The sequence below is a fragment of the Stenotrophomonas sp. WHRI 8082 genome (assembly GCF_040223995.2).
Classification (GTDB): domain Bacteria; phylum Pseudomonadota; class Gammaproteobacteria; order Xanthomonadales; family Xanthomonadaceae; genus Stenotrophomonas.
Genome location: NZ_CP167826.1, coordinates 691,290 through 708,806, shown reverse-complemented (window position 1 = coordinate 708,806; position 17,517 = coordinate 691,290). Strand labels below are relative to the sequence as shown.

General features: G+C 66.9%; 15 protein-coding genes. 5 read left to right on the top strand and 10 right to left on the bottom strand.

Features of this window, described 5'->3' with window-relative positions; translation table 11 throughout:
* Positions 1-75: 75 nt before the first annotated feature.
* From ABRP17_RS03180 to ABRP17_RS03140, 9 genes are all read right to left on the bottom strand, one after another.
* Entirely contained in the window at positions 76-1,614 is a 1,539-nt protein-coding gene (locus ABRP17_RS03180) for a GGDEF domain-containing protein (RefSeq protein WP_349984842.1), read from the bottom strand.
* 281 nt (positions 1,615-1,895) lie between these two features.
* Complete coding sequence (gene tsf, locus ABRP17_RS03175; protein ID WP_349984841.1) at positions 1,896-2,774, bottom strand: translation elongation factor Ts; 879 nt, start codon at positions 2,772-2,774, stop codon at positions 1,896-1,898.
* Positions 2,775-2,897: 123 nt separating this feature from the next.
* Entirely contained in the window at positions 2,898-3,710 is an 813-nt protein-coding gene (gene rpsB, locus ABRP17_RS03170) for a 30S ribosomal protein S2 (protein WP_188324569.1), read from the bottom strand.
* Positions 3,711-3,948: 238 nt separating this feature from the next.
* Positions 3,949-4,659: a fimbria/pilus periplasmic chaperone gene (locus ABRP17_RS03165; protein WP_349984840.1), complete on the bottom strand. Its 711-nt coding sequence runs from the start codon at positions 4,657-4,659 to the stop codon at positions 3,949-3,951.
* Positions 4,659-4,943 carry a hypothetical protein gene (locus ABRP17_RS03160; RefSeq protein WP_349984839.1) on the bottom strand — a complete coding sequence of 95 codons (285 nt, stop codon included), beginning with the start codon at positions 4,941-4,943 and terminating at the stop codon, positions 4,659-4,661. Before ABRP17_RS03160 ends, ABRP17_RS03165 begins: the two co-directional genes overlap by 1 nt.
* Positions 4,944-5,023: 80 nt before the next feature.
* Positions 5,024-6,058, bottom strand: a complete 1,035-nt coding sequence (locus ABRP17_RS03155; protein ID WP_349984838.1) for a spore coat protein U domain-containing protein — start codon at positions 6,056-6,058, stop codon at positions 5,024-5,026.
* Positions 6,055-8,409, bottom strand: a complete 2,355-nt coding sequence (locus tag ABRP17_RS03150) for a fimbria/pilus outer membrane usher protein (protein WP_349984837.1) — start codon at positions 8,407-8,409, stop codon at positions 6,055-6,057. Before ABRP17_RS03150 ends, ABRP17_RS03155 begins: the two co-directional genes overlap by 4 nt.
* Before the next feature lie 7 nt (positions 8,410-8,416).
* Entirely contained in the window at positions 8,417-9,154 is a 738-nt protein-coding gene (locus ABRP17_RS03145) for a molecular chaperone (protein WP_192080362.1), read from the bottom strand.
* Positions 9,155-9,168: 14 nt separating this feature from the next.
* Positions 9,169-9,711: a spore coat U domain-containing protein gene (locus tag ABRP17_RS03140; RefSeq protein WP_349984836.1), complete on the bottom strand. Its 543-nt coding sequence runs from the start codon at positions 9,709-9,711 to the stop codon at positions 9,169-9,171.
* 224 nt (positions 9,712-9,935) lie between these two features.
* On the opposite strand from ABRP17_RS03140, the gene map reads away from it, so the two are divergent.
* Genes map through dapE form a run of 5 tightly spaced genes read left to right on the top strand, consistent with a single transcriptional unit; the run spans position 9,936 to position 15,916 of the window.
* The gene (map, locus tag ABRP17_RS03135) at positions 9,936-10,712 is read left to right on the top strand and encodes a type I methionyl aminopeptidase (RefSeq protein ID WP_197973995.1); all 777 of its coding nucleotides are present in this window, start codon (positions 9,936-9,938) and stop codon (positions 10,710-10,712) included.
* A 20-nt stretch (positions 10,713-10,732) separates the two neighbouring features.
* Positions 10,733-13,351 (top strand): [protein-PII] uridylyltransferase, encoded by a 2,619-nt coding sequence (locus ABRP17_RS03130; RefSeq protein ID WP_372486951.1) that lies wholly within the window; start codon positions 10,733-10,735, stop codon positions 13,349-13,351.
* Positions 13,351-14,421, top strand: a complete 1,071-nt coding sequence (dapD, locus tag ABRP17_RS03125) for a 2,3,4,5-tetrahydropyridine-2,6-dicarboxylate N-succinyltransferase (RefSeq protein ID WP_349984834.1) — start codon at positions 13,351-13,353, stop codon at positions 14,419-14,421. Before ABRP17_RS03130 ends, dapD begins: the two co-directional genes overlap by 1 nt.
* A 5-nt stretch (positions 14,422-14,426) precedes the next feature.
* Positions 14,427-14,789, top strand: a complete 363-nt coding sequence (locus ABRP17_RS03120) for a Spx/MgsR family RNA polymerase-binding regulatory protein (protein ID WP_349984833.1) — start codon at positions 14,427-14,429, stop codon at positions 14,787-14,789.
* A complete protein-coding gene (dapE, locus tag ABRP17_RS03115; protein WP_349984832.1) occupies positions 14,786-15,916 on the top strand; it encodes a succinyl-diaminopimelate desuccinylase in 1,131 nt (376 codons plus the stop codon). Before ABRP17_RS03120 ends, dapE begins: the two co-directional genes overlap by 4 nt.
* A gap of 328 nt (positions 15,917-16,244) precedes the next feature.
* On the opposite strand, the gene ABRP17_RS03110 is transcribed toward dapE, so the two are convergent.
* A complete protein-coding gene (locus ABRP17_RS03110; RefSeq protein ID WP_349984831.1) occupies positions 16,245-17,102 on the bottom strand; it encodes a tetratricopeptide repeat protein in 858 nt (285 codons plus the stop codon).
* Positions 17,103-17,517 lie beyond the last annotated feature (415 nt).

Sequence of the window (17,517 nt, the reverse complement as noted above, 5' to 3'; positions counted from 1 at the left end):
GGGCCCCCGCTGTAGTCTTTTCGTGCACTGCGGCATGTGCAGCGCCGCCAGGGCGGTGTGCTGGCGAGCCTCGGTTCAGGCCGCGCTGCCGCTTTCCATCGTGGCCCGGGTGAACGGCTCGTCGCTGGGCGAGCGGGCGATGACGCGGTTGCGGCCCAGGTTCTTGGAGCGGTACAGCACGTCATCGGCAGCGCGCAGCAGGTCCTGCACATCGGCGAAACGCTCGTAGCCCCCTTGGGTCGCGACGCCGGCGGAGAACGTTACGAACAATGGGCCGCCTTCGCTCATGGCCATCGGCGTGATGACGATGCTGGCCAGTACACGGCGGATCACATCCAGCGCGACCGATTCGGTGGTATTCGGCAGCAGCGCGACGAACTCTTCGCCACCAAAGCGCGCGACCGTGTCGCTGGTGCGCAGCTTGCCCTGCAGGTTGCCGGCGAACTCGCGCAGCACTTCGTCGCCGGTCAGGTGACCATGCGCGTCGTTGATCTTCTTGAAATCGTCCAGGTCGATGAAGGCCACAGACAGCGGCCAGCCGTGCCGCGTCGCGCGCAGGAATTCCTGCTCCAGCACGGCTTCCAGCTGGCGGCGGTTGAGGACGCCGGTCAGTGCATCGCGGTGCGCCTGCTCGGTCAGCCGCTTGGCGCGCGCTTCGAACTCATCAGCGCGGCGACGGGCCTGCTCGGCGTCCTGCAGCTGACGCAGGTTGCGCAGCGTGGCCAGTTCCTGTGCGTGGTCGATGAGCAGCTGTACGCGCGTGGGCGTGGTGGGGGCGGTGTCGAACAGGCTGGCGATGGTCGGCAGCGCCTCGCTGATTTTTGCCAGCACCTGGTCGAACTGCGCACTGTCCAGCCCAAGCCGCGCATGCACCTGGGCCAAGGCGCGTTCGCGGGCCGCGTCAGGATCGGTGTCGAGCCAGATGTCCGCCACGGTGCCGGAGAGCTGCACGCAGGCCTGGAAATGGTCGTCGGACAGCGTGGCATCCTCGCTGTGGGCGATGGAGTCGGCAAGGTAGCGCGGCAGGTCCCACTGGCCGGCCATCCATGTGCCGACGTCCGCATGCGTGCACTGCAGCTGCGTGCGCTCGGCGGCCAGCAGGGCGGCGTTGTCATCCGCCTCGCGCAGCAGCGGCTGGTAGGTATCCGCATGTGACTGCAGCAGGGCGAGGATGCCGATATCCTGCAGCAGGCCGGCCAGCATCAGTTCTTCCAGTCGGCGCAGGCCGCGGGCCTGGCCAAGCTGGCTGGCGGCCAGCGCACTGAGGATGCTGCGACGCCAGACGCGTTCGCGCAGGTCATGGCCATTGCCGCTGTCGCGGGCCAGCAGGCCCTGGGTCACGGTGAATCCAAGGGCAAGGCTGATGGTCGCGTTCAGGCCCAGCATGGTCAGCGCCTGGCCGAGATTTTCTATCCGGCGGCGGCTGGCATACAGCGGCGAATTGGCGATACGCAGCATGCGAGCACTCAGCGCCATGTCGATGGCGATGATGTCGGCGGCGGTGGTGATGTCCGCTTCGGGATCCTGGGCAAGTTCGATGATGCGCAGGGCAATGCCGGGGGGCGACGGAAGATTGCGGCAGAGCGCCAGGACGGCTGTCAGCTCAGGAGGCATATCGGGTCGTTCATTCAAATGTGGCGGGAGAGGGGTTCCGTCACAGATCTGCGTAATGCCCCTTGCACCCTACGAACTCCCCTGGAAAGAGTATCGGTCCGAACGCCACATAACGCAAAGGCGCCGCGGTGGGTAGCGCCGACCCACGGTCGGCGAGCGCAGCGGCGTTTGAGGATCCTGCCAAGCAGGGCGCGGCGCTAGCGGACGCGGCCGGCACCGTGGGAAACAAAAAAAAAGCCGCGCAGAGCGCGGCTTTTCCGTGAATCAGGTCAACCGGGCGATCAGGCCAGGCCAGCCTGCTTCATCACTTCGGCGGCGTAGTCTTCCACCACCTTCTCGATGCCTTCGCCGACGGCCAGACGCTGGAAGCCGATCACTTCGGCGCCCGCGGCCTTCAGTACCTGCTCGACCGACTGGTTGGTGTCCAGCACGTACGGCTGGCCGTACAGGGTCACTTCGTTGACGATCTTGGCGATCTTGCCGCTGATGATCTTCTCGAGGATGTCGGCCGGCTTGGCCTTGTCCTTGTCGGTCATCTTGGCCAGCTCGATTTCCTTTTCCTTGGCAACGAACTCGGCCGGCACATCGGACGCCTTGTTGTGCGGCGGGTTCATCGCTGCCACGTGCATGGCCAGGCCACGGGCCAGCTCGGCGTCGCCGCCGGCCAGTTCCACCAGCACGCCGATGCGGCCACCGTGGACGTAGGCCGCCACGTTGTGGGTGCTTTCCAGGCGCACGATACGACGCACGTCGACCTTCTCACCGACCTTGGCGATCACCGCAGCGCGGGTCTCGTTGATGGTCTCGCCCGACGCCAGCTTGACTTCGTTCAGGGTTGCGATGTCGGCAGCGCCCGAGGACAGTGCGGCAGCAACGACCGAATCGGCGAAGTTGGTGAAGTTCTCATCCTTGGCGACGAAGTCGGTTTCGGAGTTGATTTCGACCAGCACCGCGGTGCCGCCGTTCTGTGCAGCGCGGATGATGCCTTCGGCCGCAACGCGGTCAGCCTTCTTGTCGGCCTTGGCCAGACCCGACTTGCGCAGCGCTTCGATGGACAGCTCGATGTCGCCGTTGTTTTCGACGAGCGCCTTCTTGCACTCCATCATGCCGGCGCCGGTGCGCTCGCGCAGTTCCTTGACCAGGGAAGCAGTGATTTCCATGGGATTTCCTCAGAAAGAAAGGGGTTGGGCCGGCATGATGGCCGGCCCGTATGACATGGCCCTGTCAGCGCCAGTGGCGACATGCAGGGGAGGTGGGCGCAGGGCGCCCACCGGGGGCCTGGATCAGGCCTGGGCTTCGCCCGACTTCTTCTCGGCAGCCTTCTTGGCCGGAGCGCGACGGGCCGGCTTGGCCTCTTCGCCTTCAGCGGCAGCGTCGGCGAACTCTTCTTCGCGCACGGTGGCCGAATGCGGAGCAGCCGCCTTGCCTTCCAGCACGGAGTCAGCTGCAGCGCGGGCGTACAGCTGCACGGCGCGGATGGCATCGTCGTTGCCCGGGATGGCGTAATCGACCAGTTCCGGGTTGTAGTTGGTATCAACCACGGCGATCACCGGGATGCCGAGCTTCTTGGCTTCCTTGATGGCGATGTCTTCGTGGCCGATATCGATGACGAAGATCGCGTCGGGCAGACGGTTCATGTCCTTGATGCCGCCCAGCGAGGCTTCCAGCTTGTCGCGCTCGCGACGCAGGCCCAGCACTTCGTGCTTGACCAGCTTCTCGAAGCTGCCGTCGTTCTCACCGGCTTCCAGTTCCTTCAGGCGGGCAACCGACTGCTTCACGGTACGGAAGTTGGTCAGGGTGCCGCCCAGCCAACGCTGGTTCATGAACGGCATGCCGCAACGCTCGGCTTCTTCGCGGATCGACTCGCGTGCGCTGCGCTTGGTGCCCAGGAACAGGATGATGCCGCGCTTCTGTGCGATCGAGGAGATGAAGTTCATCGCGTCGTTGAACAGCGGGACGGTCTTTTCCAGGTTGATGATGTGGATCTTGCCGCGGGCACCGAAGATGTACGGAGCCATTTTCGGGTTCCAGTAACGGGTCTGGTGGCCGAAATGGACGCCGGCTTCAAGCATCTGGCGCATGGTGATCTGGGGCATTGCATTACTCCTGACAGGGAACCTGCGTGCACCGATGTCCCCTGGAGGACGCCCGCGGAAAGTGTGCGGGACGGCGCGGGCGCGCATGAATGGTTCCGGGGTTGGGCTTCCCCATCGTCTCCGTGGCCGAACCCCTTGCGGGGGCACCCCGGCACGGATCGGGACGATGGGTGTGGATTCACCGGTGACGTCCGGTGTGGACGATGTCCCGCGCATGGATGCGGCAGGAATCCGCGGATTATAGCCCGCTGCTGGCAGCCACTGCAATCTCGGCAAGGAGCCCGCTATCGGCGCCATCGCGTCGGGCCTGGAACCGCCCGCCTGCGTAGTGGTCAGCCCGCTGTGGCAGGTCCCAGCACACCGAGGCGCCGTGCAGTACATAGCCGGCCAGCCCGGACTGCAACACCTGGGTCCCGCCGTCGCGATCAACGAAAGCCAGATCGGCCAGCCGCGCCCTGCGCAGGTCCGGATTATGCAGAAACAGGCAGGACGCGTCGGCGGTGCGACGTTGCACGCCTGCCTGCAGGGTCGCCTTGCCAGTCGGCCCCGCAGGTGTGATGAACAAGGGCAGTGAGTACCGGGGCAGGCGCGGGTCGGTGGGCTCCACCAGCACGCGATACGCGCGTTCGGCGCCTGCGGGAAGGGAGTGTGGCAGCACCAGCCGGATACGTTGGCGCGTGCCACCCGGCAGGCGTGGCAGGGCAGGGCTGGCGACCACGTCCGCGCTCGGCTGCAGCGCATCGCGTCCTTCGGTCTGCACCCAGTGCAGGATCTGGATCCGACCGGCCCACGGCTCAGGGCCGGGGTTGCCCAGCCAGAGTTCCCCCTGGGCCTGCCCCTGTGCCAGCTGCAGCGTGGTCGGTTGAAGTTCCAGTGCCAGGGTGCGCGGCGCAACGCCGGTCGCTGCCAACAAGGCGGCGGTGGCGGCAACGGGCACGCGCTGCCGCATCAGAACACCACCGTATCCGCGCCGCGCTCGCTGCGTTCGCTGGGGCGCTGTGGCGGTGCGAGGCGTTGCAGCTGTGCGGGAAAGCGCGCCGGTTCGCCACGCCGGTGCGGCGCGCTGCACTGGACGGGGCCGTCGGTCGGGGCCGTTCGGGCCGGTGCGGGATCGGTGCAGCTTTCCACGATCTGCATGCGCAGGCGCAGCGTGTCCGACGCCGAAGCGCCAGCGCCGGCTGCGTACAGGACGGCCATGGCGGCCAGCAGACTCCGCCCTGTGTAATGACCCATCCTCGTTCTCCTGCAGCCGATACCTGACGGGATATCGGCTGTGACAGAGCGCGCTTTAACCCGGCAACGAGGACGGTTAATCAGTAAGTGATGGTCACCGTTATCCGATCACTGTAGTTGCCGGCCACCGGCAGGGCGCCGCTGGTGGCGGGGGCACGTCCGTGGATGGTGATCTGCTGGGCAACGCCGGTGCCGGTGCCGGCGACGGTATCGATACCGATCGCGTTGCCCCAGCGCTGGGTACGCGCGGCATTGCGGTACAGCTCATAGGGGATGAAGGCGGTGCTGCTGGTGGCGTGGCGCATCCGGCGCGTGCCTGCGGATGCGTACAGGCCGTTGTCCAGGGAGACGTTGAACGGCGTGCGGCGCACGCAGGTGAGGGTCAGCTGGGCGGTCTGGTCGATGGCGCTGCCGATGCGTCCTGCCGCGCTGCCGAAATCCATGTCGGTCACCAGATAGCTGCCGCACTGGGGCAGCACCGTCGCGGTGGCGGTGAAAGGAAAACTGTTGATGGTGGTCTTGCGGTTGGTGGCGGCCGGGGCGCTGCAACTGGCCGGCATGGTCGGTGTGCCGATGACTACTTCGTTGTAGGCATAGGTCAAGGTGACATCGGTCTGGTTGAAGCTGCTGCTGTAGCTGCCCGTGGCCAACGACTGGTTGGCGGAGACAAGCCCGTACACGGTGCTGGATGTGGTGGTGCTGCCGCCGAGCAGGGGGGCGGAGTAGCTGATCTGCAGGTCCTGCGCGGGCGGCGCACCTCCCTGCAACAAGCCCCATGGCACCTGGCGGGCCGCGTCGGTGTACAGCTGGAACGCCAGCGTATCGCCGCTGGCATTGGCCAGTTGCCGGGTTGGCAGAAGGGTGGTGCCGGCGCTGCCGCTGCCGATGCCCACGCACAGGCGCACACGGACATTGGCCAGCAGGGTAAGTCCGCTGGTGGCACACGTGATGCTGATGCCCATGCTGGCGGGCGTGGGCGAGCCCGCCATGTTGCCCACATTACCGAAGGCCACGGCCGTGGCGGTGGCGGTGCATGTCGTGTCGGCGTGGGCAGCACGCGGCCAGGCCAACAGCATGAGCAGCATCAGGATGCCGGGCAGCCCCATGCGGTTCATTGCACGTCCCCGTCGGGCACCGGCTGGCAGACAAGCGGGCCGAGGCGTGGAATGGCACCGTCGGCTGCCACCGGGAGGGGCGGTACGGTAAGCACGCAGCGTCCTTCGCTGGTGGCGATGTCCAACCTGCCGTTGCTGGGCAGGTCCTGGATGTACAGCGCGCCGTCATAGCCGACCACGGCGTCACCCTGCTCGCCAAACCGCGCCACGCTCCCCGCAGGCAGCGGTTGCCCGGCGATATCGTGCACGACCAGTTGCACCGCGCGACTGCGCCGCAACCCGAAACTCACGCCCAGTCCGGCGCCCTGGCTCGGCGTCACCCAATCGTCCACGCGTTCGGCGGCGATGTCTGCCGGCAGGCCCAGGGTATCGATGGACAGGCGGTTGCGCTGCCAGGACAGCAGCGGGCTGACCAGCAGCAGGCCGCGTCGGTTGGTGATGCCGACGGGACGGTTTTCCAGCCGCACGGGCACGCCTTCGATGCCCCCCGTGGACACCACCGCGAAGGCATCGTTGACCTCGCGCGCGGCGAACAGGTGGCCGCCCATCCACACCAGCGCGCCACCGGCGTTGGCGTAGCCATAGGTGCTGCCGCCCTCATGCACCGCCCCCAGCGCGTAGCGGCCAGTCGGGGTCAGCCAGCCGGCCTCTGCGAGTCCGCCGGTGCCGCGGTCACCCTGGCGCGCCTGCACGCGCCAGCCCATGCCATTGCCACCCCCGTCGCCGGGCACGGGTTGCGAGACGTCCACGCTGTACAGCGCGTCGCCCCCGTTGTGCTGCACGGCGGCGCTGGCTTGTCGGTCACGCCCCAGGGTCGTCGCCAGCGATGCGTAGATGCTGCGGTCGCCGCCGTCGCTCAGGTTCTGGTTCACCGACACATAGGCCGACCAGCGCTGTGCGAAGGTGCGCGACCAGAACACGCTGGCGTAGCGGTCGTCCTGGCCTTCCGCCTGGCGCAAGCGCAGGTAGCTGGCACTGAACGCACCCAGCCGGTCCAGGCTGACGCCGAACGTGGCCTGCTCGGTGATGTCCGCTGGCAGGCTGTCCTGCAGCGCGCCCAGGTCGCGGTAATCGCCGTGGGTGCGGCGACTGAGCAGGTTGAGGTTGTAGCGCCGGTTGTTCCAGTTGTAGCCCACCGAGTACTGCCCGCCCTCCAGCGCCCCCAGCGCGCTGCGTGCATAGGCCAGGGTGACCACCCCGGCGCGACCTGCCAGCCAGCCGCCGCCCACCCCGGCCGTGCGCAGCCCGCCACCGGCCTCGGCATGGGCTTCGGCGGTGAACCGGTCGCTGACGCCATGCCGCCAGGTCGCGCTGGCCAGGGTGCGGTTGTCGTAGGCAAAAGAACGCACCCCGTAGTCTTCGCGCAGACGGCCCACGCCCACTGACCAGTCGGTCAGGCCCCGCGCCAGCAGTTGCTGGGTGCCATAGAAATCGAAGTCCACGGTGCGCGTGCGTCCGAACGCATCCGTGATGACCACCTGCGCGGTGCCGGTGCCGCTGATGCCCGGTTGCGTCGCCAGCTGGAACGGGCCTACCGGCACGGCCCCGCTGTACTGGCGCAGCCCGTCCACGTACAACTCGACGTTGCTGGGCACCACGGCCTGGCCAAGGAAGCTGGGCGTGGGCGATAACACGCGGTAGGGCTGCAGGCCGTAGTTGCGCCCGATCTGCAACCCGCCCATGCGCACCGGACGACTCCAGTCGAGAAAGCCGCTGTAAAAATCGCCGACTTCCAGCGTGACCGCCTGCTGAGGGAAATCCAGGGTCCAACGTGTGTCCAGGCGCACGCTGTCGCTGCGCCAACGTCGCGCGTCACCGTCCTGGAACCTGCGCTGCAGGGCAAGGTTGGACAACGTGCCACGGCCTATGCCGAACAGACGTACTTCCGACGTCAGCGCCAGGCTGGACAGATCTGCGACGTGCGTGCCGTAGAGATCGTAGTTGAGCAGGACGCCGGGGCTGGAACTGGCTACGGGAATGTCCGCCGGGCGTGCGCCCACTGCCGTGGTGGGCAACTGTAACGCGTCCAGCGGCGCATCCAGCGCGAGCGTCTGCATGCGCGCGTCATAACGCACCTGTACGCCCATCAACTGGTCCAGATAGACCGGTGCATCACCGCGCGCGGGAAAGCCGAGCTGGCGCAGCACCTGGGGACTGGCCTGCAGTCGCCCGTGGTCGTCGGTGAAGGGCAGCAGGCCGCGCGGTGCCTGGTTCAGGCTGACCTCCAGGTACAGCGACTGGCTGGCGGTGAGCGGGGTGGGAGGCGGCAACAGCGCATCCGGCATGGCGCCGGTGGCGACCACGTCGGCGGCGTGGGCGCTCGCCGGCACCAGGCCGAGCAGGATGCGCATGGCGGCCTCAGCGAGCCGGTGCCGTCGCAGGCAGCGGCGTCTGCGCCGGTTCGCCATTTATCTTCGCCGAGAACGAGGCCGCTTCCGGCAGGGAGGCGGTGTCCAGTGTCCAGTGCATGACTTGGCCGGGCAGGACATAGCCAACCAGGCCCGGCCGTACGATCCGGGGGCGCTGCGGATCGCCCAGCGCCACGTCGGCCAGCTGGGCATGGCCATCCCCCTCGTTGCGTACCTCGATACCTGGGCTGCCATCGGCCATGGGGAGGGGGCGCGCGCTCAGCCGGGGCTGCAGCTTGGCGGCGTCAGCCGGCTGCAGGAACAGGGGGACGGAATAGCGCAGCACGAACTGCATGCCCTTGGCATCCGGATCCAAGCGGGGGAGTTCGTCAACGACCACCCGGTACGCGCGCTGGCGCGTCTCATCCGTTTCTCCCATGCGCACCAGCCGCACCAGCTGCTGCTGTCCCGCGGCGATGTCATGCACCGGGGGGCTGGGCTGGATATCCCGCGTTTCGAGCAACTGGTCCTGTCCGTCGGACTGTAGCCACTGGAACACGCGCACCTGCACCTGCATGGGGGCCGTGCCTGTATTGGTCAGCCACAGCGCCTCGCTGGTCTGGCCCGGGCGCAGCTCGATCCGCGTGGGCGCCACCTGCAGGCTGGCGGCAAGCGCGTCGAGCGGGATAAGCAGCGCGCACAGCGCCGCCAAGCCGATGGTGTGCCATCGGCATCGTTCAATGACCATCGCGATCACCCTCTTCAGTAGGTGATCGTGGCGGTGACCGTATCCAGGTAGGAACCGGCCGCGGCGTTGTTCACGCTGGGATTGAGCACGCGGCCGTACACGTTGTAGGCCTGTGGCAGGCCCGTGCCCACTGCGGCAACGGTGTTGGTGGCCGTCGTAGCGCCCCAGACGTTGGTGCGTCCCGCGTCCTGGTACAGCTGATAGCCGACGAAGTTGTTGGTGGTCACGCCTGCATCGACGTTGCGCATGCGGCGGGTGGTCACATCACCGGCGGTCGCGGCGTTGCTGCCGGCGTTCAGGGCGATCGAGTACGGCGTCAGCGCGGAGCACTGCGCGGTGATGGTGCCTTGGGCCAGCACCGGTGCGGTGGCCGTGGACGCTACCGTGCCGAAATCGACGTCGGTAGGGGCGGCCGCGGCAATGGTGCACGACGTCGTGATGGCGATACGCACATTGAACGTGACGCTGTTCTGCGCGAGGGCGGGCAGGGCCGCAGCTGCGAGGCAGAGGGTCAGGCCACTGAGGGCGAGACGGCGGAAACTACGAGTAGAGCGCATGGGCGGGATCTCCTTGGACCCTTCAGGGTCCTGAACCGGGGCGATGCAGTCGAACGCGTTGTTACATGTCGTTTATAACAAGCCGTCGTGGGCGCGAAGTGAGCGCATTCAGACCTACGTCACACTTTTGACCCATCGGCAGCGAGCCGCGAGGCCAAACCTTCGCTGTCGGTCCGTGCAGGAACCCGTTCAGCATCGGCGCCGGATCGGCGATAATGGTCCCCATGAGCGTAAATCTGAAAACCCCCCAGGAAATCGAACTGATGCGTGAGGCTGGCCGTCTGGCCAGTGAGGTGCTGGACATCGTCACGCCCTTCGTCAAGCCCGGTGTCACCACCGAAGAGCTGGACCGCATCTGCCATGATCACATCGTCAACGTGCAGAAGACCGTGCCGGCCAACGTCGGCTATCGTGGCTTCCCGAAGAGCGTGTGCACCTCGGTCAACAACGTGATCTGCCACGGCATCCCGAGCGAAGCGAAGGTGTTGAAGGACGGCGACATCGTCAACATCGACGTCACGGTGATCAAGGACGGCTGGCACGGCGATACCAGCCGCATGTATTACGTCGGTACGCCGTCGGTCATGGCCAAGCGCCTGGTCGATGCGACCTATGAAGCCATGTGGCGCGGCATCCGTGCAGTGAAGCCGGGCGCAACGCTGGGTGACATCGGCCATGCGATCCAGAGCTATGCCGAGGGCGAGCGCTTCAGCGTGGTGCGCGAGTACTGCGGCCACGGCATCGGCAAGGTCTACCACGATGAGCCGCAGGTGGTGCACTACGGCCGCCCCGGCCAGGGCCTGGTGCTGCAGCCGGGCATGACCTTCACCATCGAACCGATGATCAACGAGGGCACCCGCTACAACAAGGTGCTGCCCGATGGCTGGACCGTGGTGACCAAGGATCGCAAGCTGTCGGCGCAGTGGGAACACATGGTCGCGGTCACCGAGACCGGTGTTGACGTACTGACCCTGTCCCCCGGCGAATCGCAGGTCGCCTGACGATGTTGCCGGCGGGTTCGATGCTGGACGCGCCGGCAGACTCTGCTCCGGATGCCGACTGGGCCGCTGCGGCGCGTCAGGCGCTGCAACAGGCCGACGCGCGGCTGCATCGGCGCTTCGACCAGGGTGACCGCATCGAGCGCTTGCTTGCGCTGCGCGCGCGCGCGGCGGACCACCTGATCCGCCTGGCGTGGCAGCGCTGCATGCCGCCCGGCGATGCATTGGCGATGTTCGCCGTGGGCGGCTATGGGCGCGGCGAATTGTTCCCGCGTTCGGATGTCGATGTGCTCGTGCTGGGCGAAACCAGCGCGCAGCACGCGGCAGAAGGCGGTCTGTCACGGCTGTTCGCCCTGTTGTGGGATTGTGGGCTGCCGGTCAGCCATGCGGTGCGTTCGCTGCAGCAATGCCGTGAGGCCGCGGCCGACCAGACCGTGCTGACGGCACTGATCGAAGCCCGCCCGCTGGTGGCCGGCGATGCCGCGCGACGCGCGCTGCGGCAGGCGATGAATGATGGCACCTTGTGGCCGCCACGCGCCTTCTTCCTGGCCAAGCTGGACGAGCTGCGCACGCGTCATGCGCGTTTTGGCGATACCGCCGACAACCTGGAGCCGGATCTGAAGGACGGACCGGGCGGGCTGCGTGATCTCAATACGCTGGGCTGGATGGCGCTTCGTGCGTTTGGCGTACGTGACCTGGAAGCGCTGGTCGGCCTGGGTCATCTGGGCGCCGACGAGGCCGCTGCGCTGCACCGCGAACGCGGCGTGCTGGCCGGGCTGCGTTACGGCCTGCACCTGGTCGCCGGCCGGCCCGAAGAGCGCCTGCGTTTCGACTACCAGAAAACGTTGGCCGCGCGCTTGGGCTTCGCCGACGACATCGAAAGCCTGGGCGTCGAGAAGATGATGCAGGGCTTCTACCGCGCCGCGTCGGTGGTGCGCCGGATCAGCGACCGGCTGCTGCAGCGCTTCGAAGAACAGTTCGACGGCGAAGCCGTGCCCGAGCCGCTGACCGTGGGCTTCTCGCTGCGCCGGGGTTATCTGGCTGCCAATGATGCACACTGGCCCGACGATGACATCAGCGCGATTTTCTCCCTGTTTTCCAGTTGGGCCAACAACGCGCAGGTGCGCGGGCTGCACTCACTGACTGCACGTGCCTTGGCAGAAGCCCTGCCGCAGTTGCCCAGCTTCGAGCACGCTACCCAGGCCGCCCGCCAGCAGTTCCTGTCGCTGCTGCGCCAGCCACGACCGGTGGATACGCTGTCGCGCATGGCCAGGCTGGGCGTGCTGGGGCAATGGATTCCCGCGTTTGCGCAGGTGAGCGGGCGGATGCAGTTCGATCTGTTCCATGTCTATACCGTGGACCAGCACACCCTGATGGTGCTGCGGAACATCGGCGAATTTTCCAGCAGCCGCGCGGCGGAGCGGTTCTCCATCGCCCACGAAGTGTGGCCGCGTCTGCGGCGGCCGGAGCTCCTGCTGCTGGCCGGGCTGTTCCACGACATCGCCAAAGGTCGAGGCGGAGATCATTCCGAACTCGGCGCGGTGGATGCACGGCAGTTCTGCCAGGCACTTGAACTGGGTGCAGCGGACACCGATCTGGTGGCGTGGCTGGTGGAGCAGCACCTGCGCATGTCGGTGACCGCGCAGAAGCAGGACATCTCCGACCCGGCGGTGATCCATCGCTTTGCCAGCCTGGTGGCTACACGTGAGCGGCTGGATTATCTGTACCTGCTCACCTGCGCGGATATCGCCGGCACCAGCCCCAAGCTCTGGAATGCGTGGAAAGACCGGCTGCTCGCCGACTTGTATTTCGCAACCCGTCGCGCGCTGCGCGAGGGCCTGGAGCCGCCGCTGCCAGCAGCCGAGCGGGTTGCCGAAGCACGCGATACCGTGCGCCAACTGGTGCGCGAGCATGGCTACGACGACGCCACCATCGACCGCCAGTTCGCCGTGATGCCCGATGAAAGCTTCATCCGCCTGCGCCCGGAACAGTTGGCCTGGCAGGCGGCCGCATTGGTGCCCGTGCGCCAGGGGCATACGCTGGTGAAGGTGCGACCGATCAGCGTCGACGACCCGGCGCTGGAAGTGTTCGTGCATTCGCCCGACCGTGATGGTCTATTCGCGGCCATCGTCATGACGCTGGACCGCAAGGGCTACGGCATCCACCGCGCGCGCGTGCTGGACGGCCCGTCGGACACGATCTTCGATACGTTCGAAGTCAATCCGGCCGACACCTACGCCGATGGCGACCCGCTGCGGCTGGAGGTTGCCCTGCGCGACGCGCTGTCGGGCGATCTGTCGCAGTTGCGCCCCTCGCGTCGGGCCATTCCCCGTCAGCTTCGCCACTTCCGTTTCGCCCCGCGCATCGAGTTCCGCGATGAGGCCGGCGAAGCGGCAGGAACCCGTTTCAGCCTGGTGGCACCGGACCGCCCCGGCCTGCTGGCCGATGTGGCGCACGTGCTGCGCAACCAGGGCCTGCGTGTGCACGATGCACGCATTGCCACGTTCGGTGAACGCGCCGAAGACACCTTCGTGATCAGTGATGAGCACGACCTCCCCCTTGATGAAACCGCCAGGCAGCAGTTGCAGGACGCGATGTTGTCCTGCCTGGACCCTGACAGAAACGCCGGAGATACCCTCTGATGGCCACCAAGCCGAGCAAGAAAGCGTCCCCCCAGCCGAAGGCGGGTCAGGCACCTGTTGCCACCCCGACCGCGTCAGCGAAGAAGAAGGCTGCAGGCACGGCCAAGGTCGCCAAGGCGGCACCGGCAGCAACGAAGAAACCGGCGGCGCGCAAGGCCGTAAGCAAGAAGGTGCCAGTCGAGAAGGCGCGGGAGGACAACATCGCGCGCAAGTCGCTGCGCAAGCCGCCGGCGCCGGGCGTGTCGGAGCTGAAGTTTGGTATCGAAAGCGCGTTCGAGCGCCGTGCCACGCTCACCCTGCACGAGCTTGAAGGCTCCACCAAACCGCTGGTCAACCGGGTCATCGACGGGCTGGAAAGCGGCGAATTCCGCGTGGCCGAGCCGGACGGGCAGGGGGGCTGGAAGGTCAACGAGTGGCTGAAGAAAGCCGTACTGCTGTATTTCCGGGTCAACGACATGGCGGTGGTCGATGCACGTCCTGCGCCGTTCTGGGACAAGGTGGAATCGCGCTTCGCCGGTTACGATGAAGCGAAGTTCCGCCGTGGCGGCGTGCGCGTGGTGCCAGGTGCGATCGCACGCCGCGGTACGTATTTCGGCAAGGACGTCGTGCTCATGCCGAGCTTCACCAACATTGGCGCCTATGTGGGCGAAGGCACCATGGTCGATACATGGGCCACGGTGGGATCGTGCGCGCAGATCGGCCAGCACTGCCATCTGTCCGGGGGCGCCGGCATCGGCGGCGTACTGGAGCCGCTGCAGGCCAGCCCGACGATCATCGAAGACCATTGCTTCATCGGCGCGCGTTCGGAAGTGGTGGAGGGCGTGGTCGTCGGCCATCACAGCGTGATCGGCATGGGCGTCTTCCTGAGCCAGAGCACCCGCATCTACAACCGCGCCACCGGCGAAGTCAGCTACAGCTACATTCCGCCGTACAGCGTAGTGGTGTCCGGGTCGCTGCCGTCCGCCGATGGCAGCCATTCGCTGTATTGCGCGGTGATCGTCAAGCAGGTGGACGCCAGGACCCGCAGCAAGACCAGCGTCAATGACCTGCTGCGCGGCCTGGCTGACTGATCGCGATGACCACGACCGTCTACGGGTTGAAGAACTGCGATACCTGCAAGAAGGCGACGAAGTGGCTCGACCGCTTCGCCGTTCCCTACGTATTCGTTGATTACCGCGACGCCAAGCCGGACCCGGATACCTTGATGGCCTGGGCGGCGCAGTTGGGCGGGCTGGGCGCCATGGTGAACCGGTCTTCGACCACGTGGCGGCAGTTGCCGGACAACCGCAAGGCAGCCGCCTCCGATGCGGAGTGGAAGCTGCTGCTGCGCGAACATCCACAGCTGATCAAACGTCCGGTGGTCGTGACCGAGGACGGCACGGTCAGCCAGGGATTCACCGACAACGGCTTCAAGGCACGCTTCGGAGTCGGTGCGTGAGCGCGGTGCTTGAGCTTGCCTGCGATCTGATCGCGCGCCCGTCGGTCACGCCGGAAGACGCCGGCTGCCAGCAACTGATTGGCGGCCGCCTGCAGGCGGCTGGTTTTTCCTGCGAGCACCTGCGGCTGGGCGAGGTCGACAACCTGTGGGCCACCCATGGCAGCGGAGCGCCGGTGCTGGTGCTGCTCGGCCACACCGATGTGGTGCCCACCGGCCCCGCCGCGGACTGGGCCAGCGATCCCTTTGTTCCGACGGTCCGCGATGGCGTGCTGTATGGGCGTGGCGCTGCAGACATGAAGGGCAGCGTGGCCGCGTTCGTGATCGCTGCAGAGCAGTTCGTTGCCACACATCCTGATCATCCAGGCACCTTGGCGGTGCTGTTGACCAGTGACGAGGAGGGCGATGCCATCGACGGCGTACGCCACGTCGCGCGCTTGTTCGCCGAACGCGGCCAGCGCATCGACTGGTGCATAACCGGCGAGCCGTCGTCCACTGCGCGGCTGGGCGATCTGTTGCGGGTGGGCCGACGTGGCAGCCTGTCGGCAAAACTGCGTGTGCAGGGTGTACAGGGCCACGTGGCCTATCCGGAGAAAGCACGCAATCCGATCCATCTCGCTGCCCCGGCACTGGCCGAGCTGGCGGCGCGTCACTGGGATGATGGCTTCGAGAGTTTTCCACCGACCAGTCTGCAGGTGTCCAACATCCAGGCCGGTACCGGGGCCAACAACGTGATTCCGGGCCACCTCCAGGTGGACTTCAATCTGCGTTACAACCCGCATTGGAACGCGGACAAGCTGGAGCGGGAGATCGCCGCGCTGCTGGATCGGCATGACTTGGACTACACGCTGGCCTGGCACCGCAGCGGAGAGCCGTTCTATACGCCGGAAGGCACACTGCGTCGCGTAGCGCGCGAGGTGCTGGGCGAGTTCGCCGGTGCCGCGCCGGCAGAGAGCACCGGGGGCGGTACCTCCGACGCACGCTTCATCGCCCCGCTGGGCGCCCAGTGCATCGAAGTAGGGCCGGTCAACGCCAGCATCCATCAAGTAGACGAAAACGTAGCCCTCGCCGATCTGGAGGCGCTGCCCGCGCTGTACCAGCGTCTGGTCGAGCGCCTGCTGGCCGGGTAGAGCCGCTTGGTAGAGCTGCTTGGTAGAGCCGACTTCAGTCGGCTGCCCCCACCCACGAGCGCTGACCCATTCCGCCGAGCACGGCTCGGCGCTACCAAAGCCCTTCCACCGCTCGCCCGGTAGCGCCGAGCCACGCTCGGCGAGCGCAGCGGCGGCATTGGCTTCAACCGCGCGTGGTAGAGCCGACTTCAGTCGGCTGCCCCCACCCGCACGCGCCCACCCATTCCGCCGAGCACGGCTCGGCGCTACCAAAGCCCATTCACCGCTCGCCCGGTAGCGCCGAGCCACGCTCGGCGAGCGCAGCAGCGGCCGTGGCGTCTACCGCGCGTCAGTCGAACGTCCAGAACGGCGGCTCTATGCTTTTGCGCCATATCGCCTCGCCGGCCAGGTGGAAATCCTGCGCATGGGCCTTTGCGAACCACCCGGCGGCTGCGTCCAGATCGCGCGTCACGCCCGCCCGGCCACGACCCAGCAGCAATCCGCTGAAGTACTGCCCGTAAACGTTGCCCCGGTTGCCGGCCCGCTCATACCACTGGAGCGCCTGCACGCCATCGCGCTCCAGTCCGATACCGGTCTCAAGCAGTGCGCCCAGATCCACCTGAGCCTCCACATCCCCGGCCTGCGCACGTGCCCGGATATCGGTGACCAACGGATGCTCCTGTCCGTCCTGCGGTGCGACGGCCTGTGGCAGTCGCGAAGATTCCGACGACATGTGGTTGTACACCGTTGCCCGCAGGTCCCAGCGCAGTGCTAGCCGCGCATCGCCCTGGAGTCGGTGGAGCCTTGCCAGTTCCAGCATCGCCAACGCATTTCCGTGCTCGGCCGAAGCGCGGTACGCGCGTTCCGCGCGACGCGGCGACGCCCGCAACGGCGACGCCTGCACGATATCCGGGCCATCACCGTGCAGCAGTTGACCACTCTCCCAGATGCGCCCCAATGCCGACTCGGCGCGCGTGGTATCGAAGGTACGTGGCGTCACCGCCGCAGCGCGCTCGTACCAGTACACCGCGCGCGGATCATTGAATATTTCATAGCGCTGGGCCGCCTCCAATGCACTATCGACACGCCCATCGGCGGCCTCGCGCTCGATCTGCGCAGCGCGGGCGACAGGCGTACGCGGCACACTGCTGCAGGCCTGCAGCAGCACCATGATGACAAGGCCGAAAGGCAAGATACGTAGTTTCATCCCACCCATTATCCGCGCAACGGCGCCCACGGTCCCGATCGCATCGCGCGGTCCCGCGCTTCCTCTTTTTTCCGCGGCTGGCGGCCATCGGAATCTGTCAGGGGCTGGACGGGGAGGGACTGCGGGGCCTTGAGCGGCAGGAGCTGCGAAGAGCTCCATGGAAGGATTCACGCGTGCCCCCGCATTGCCTCCCCGTCCGGTCCACACCGCAGCCCGTTTCTCGGCCCGCCACCACGAGGGGCTCCGCCGCTCGATGACCGTTCGTTGCCAACGCAACAGTTGCGCCCGCCGCACAGGCGCGCTACGTTCAATCCCATGCACCGCCACTTGGCCACCGCCGTCACCACCACCAACCGCAATAATCTGCGCGCGAATAATCGTGCGCGGCCGATGCGGGACTGCGCCCAGGGTAGAT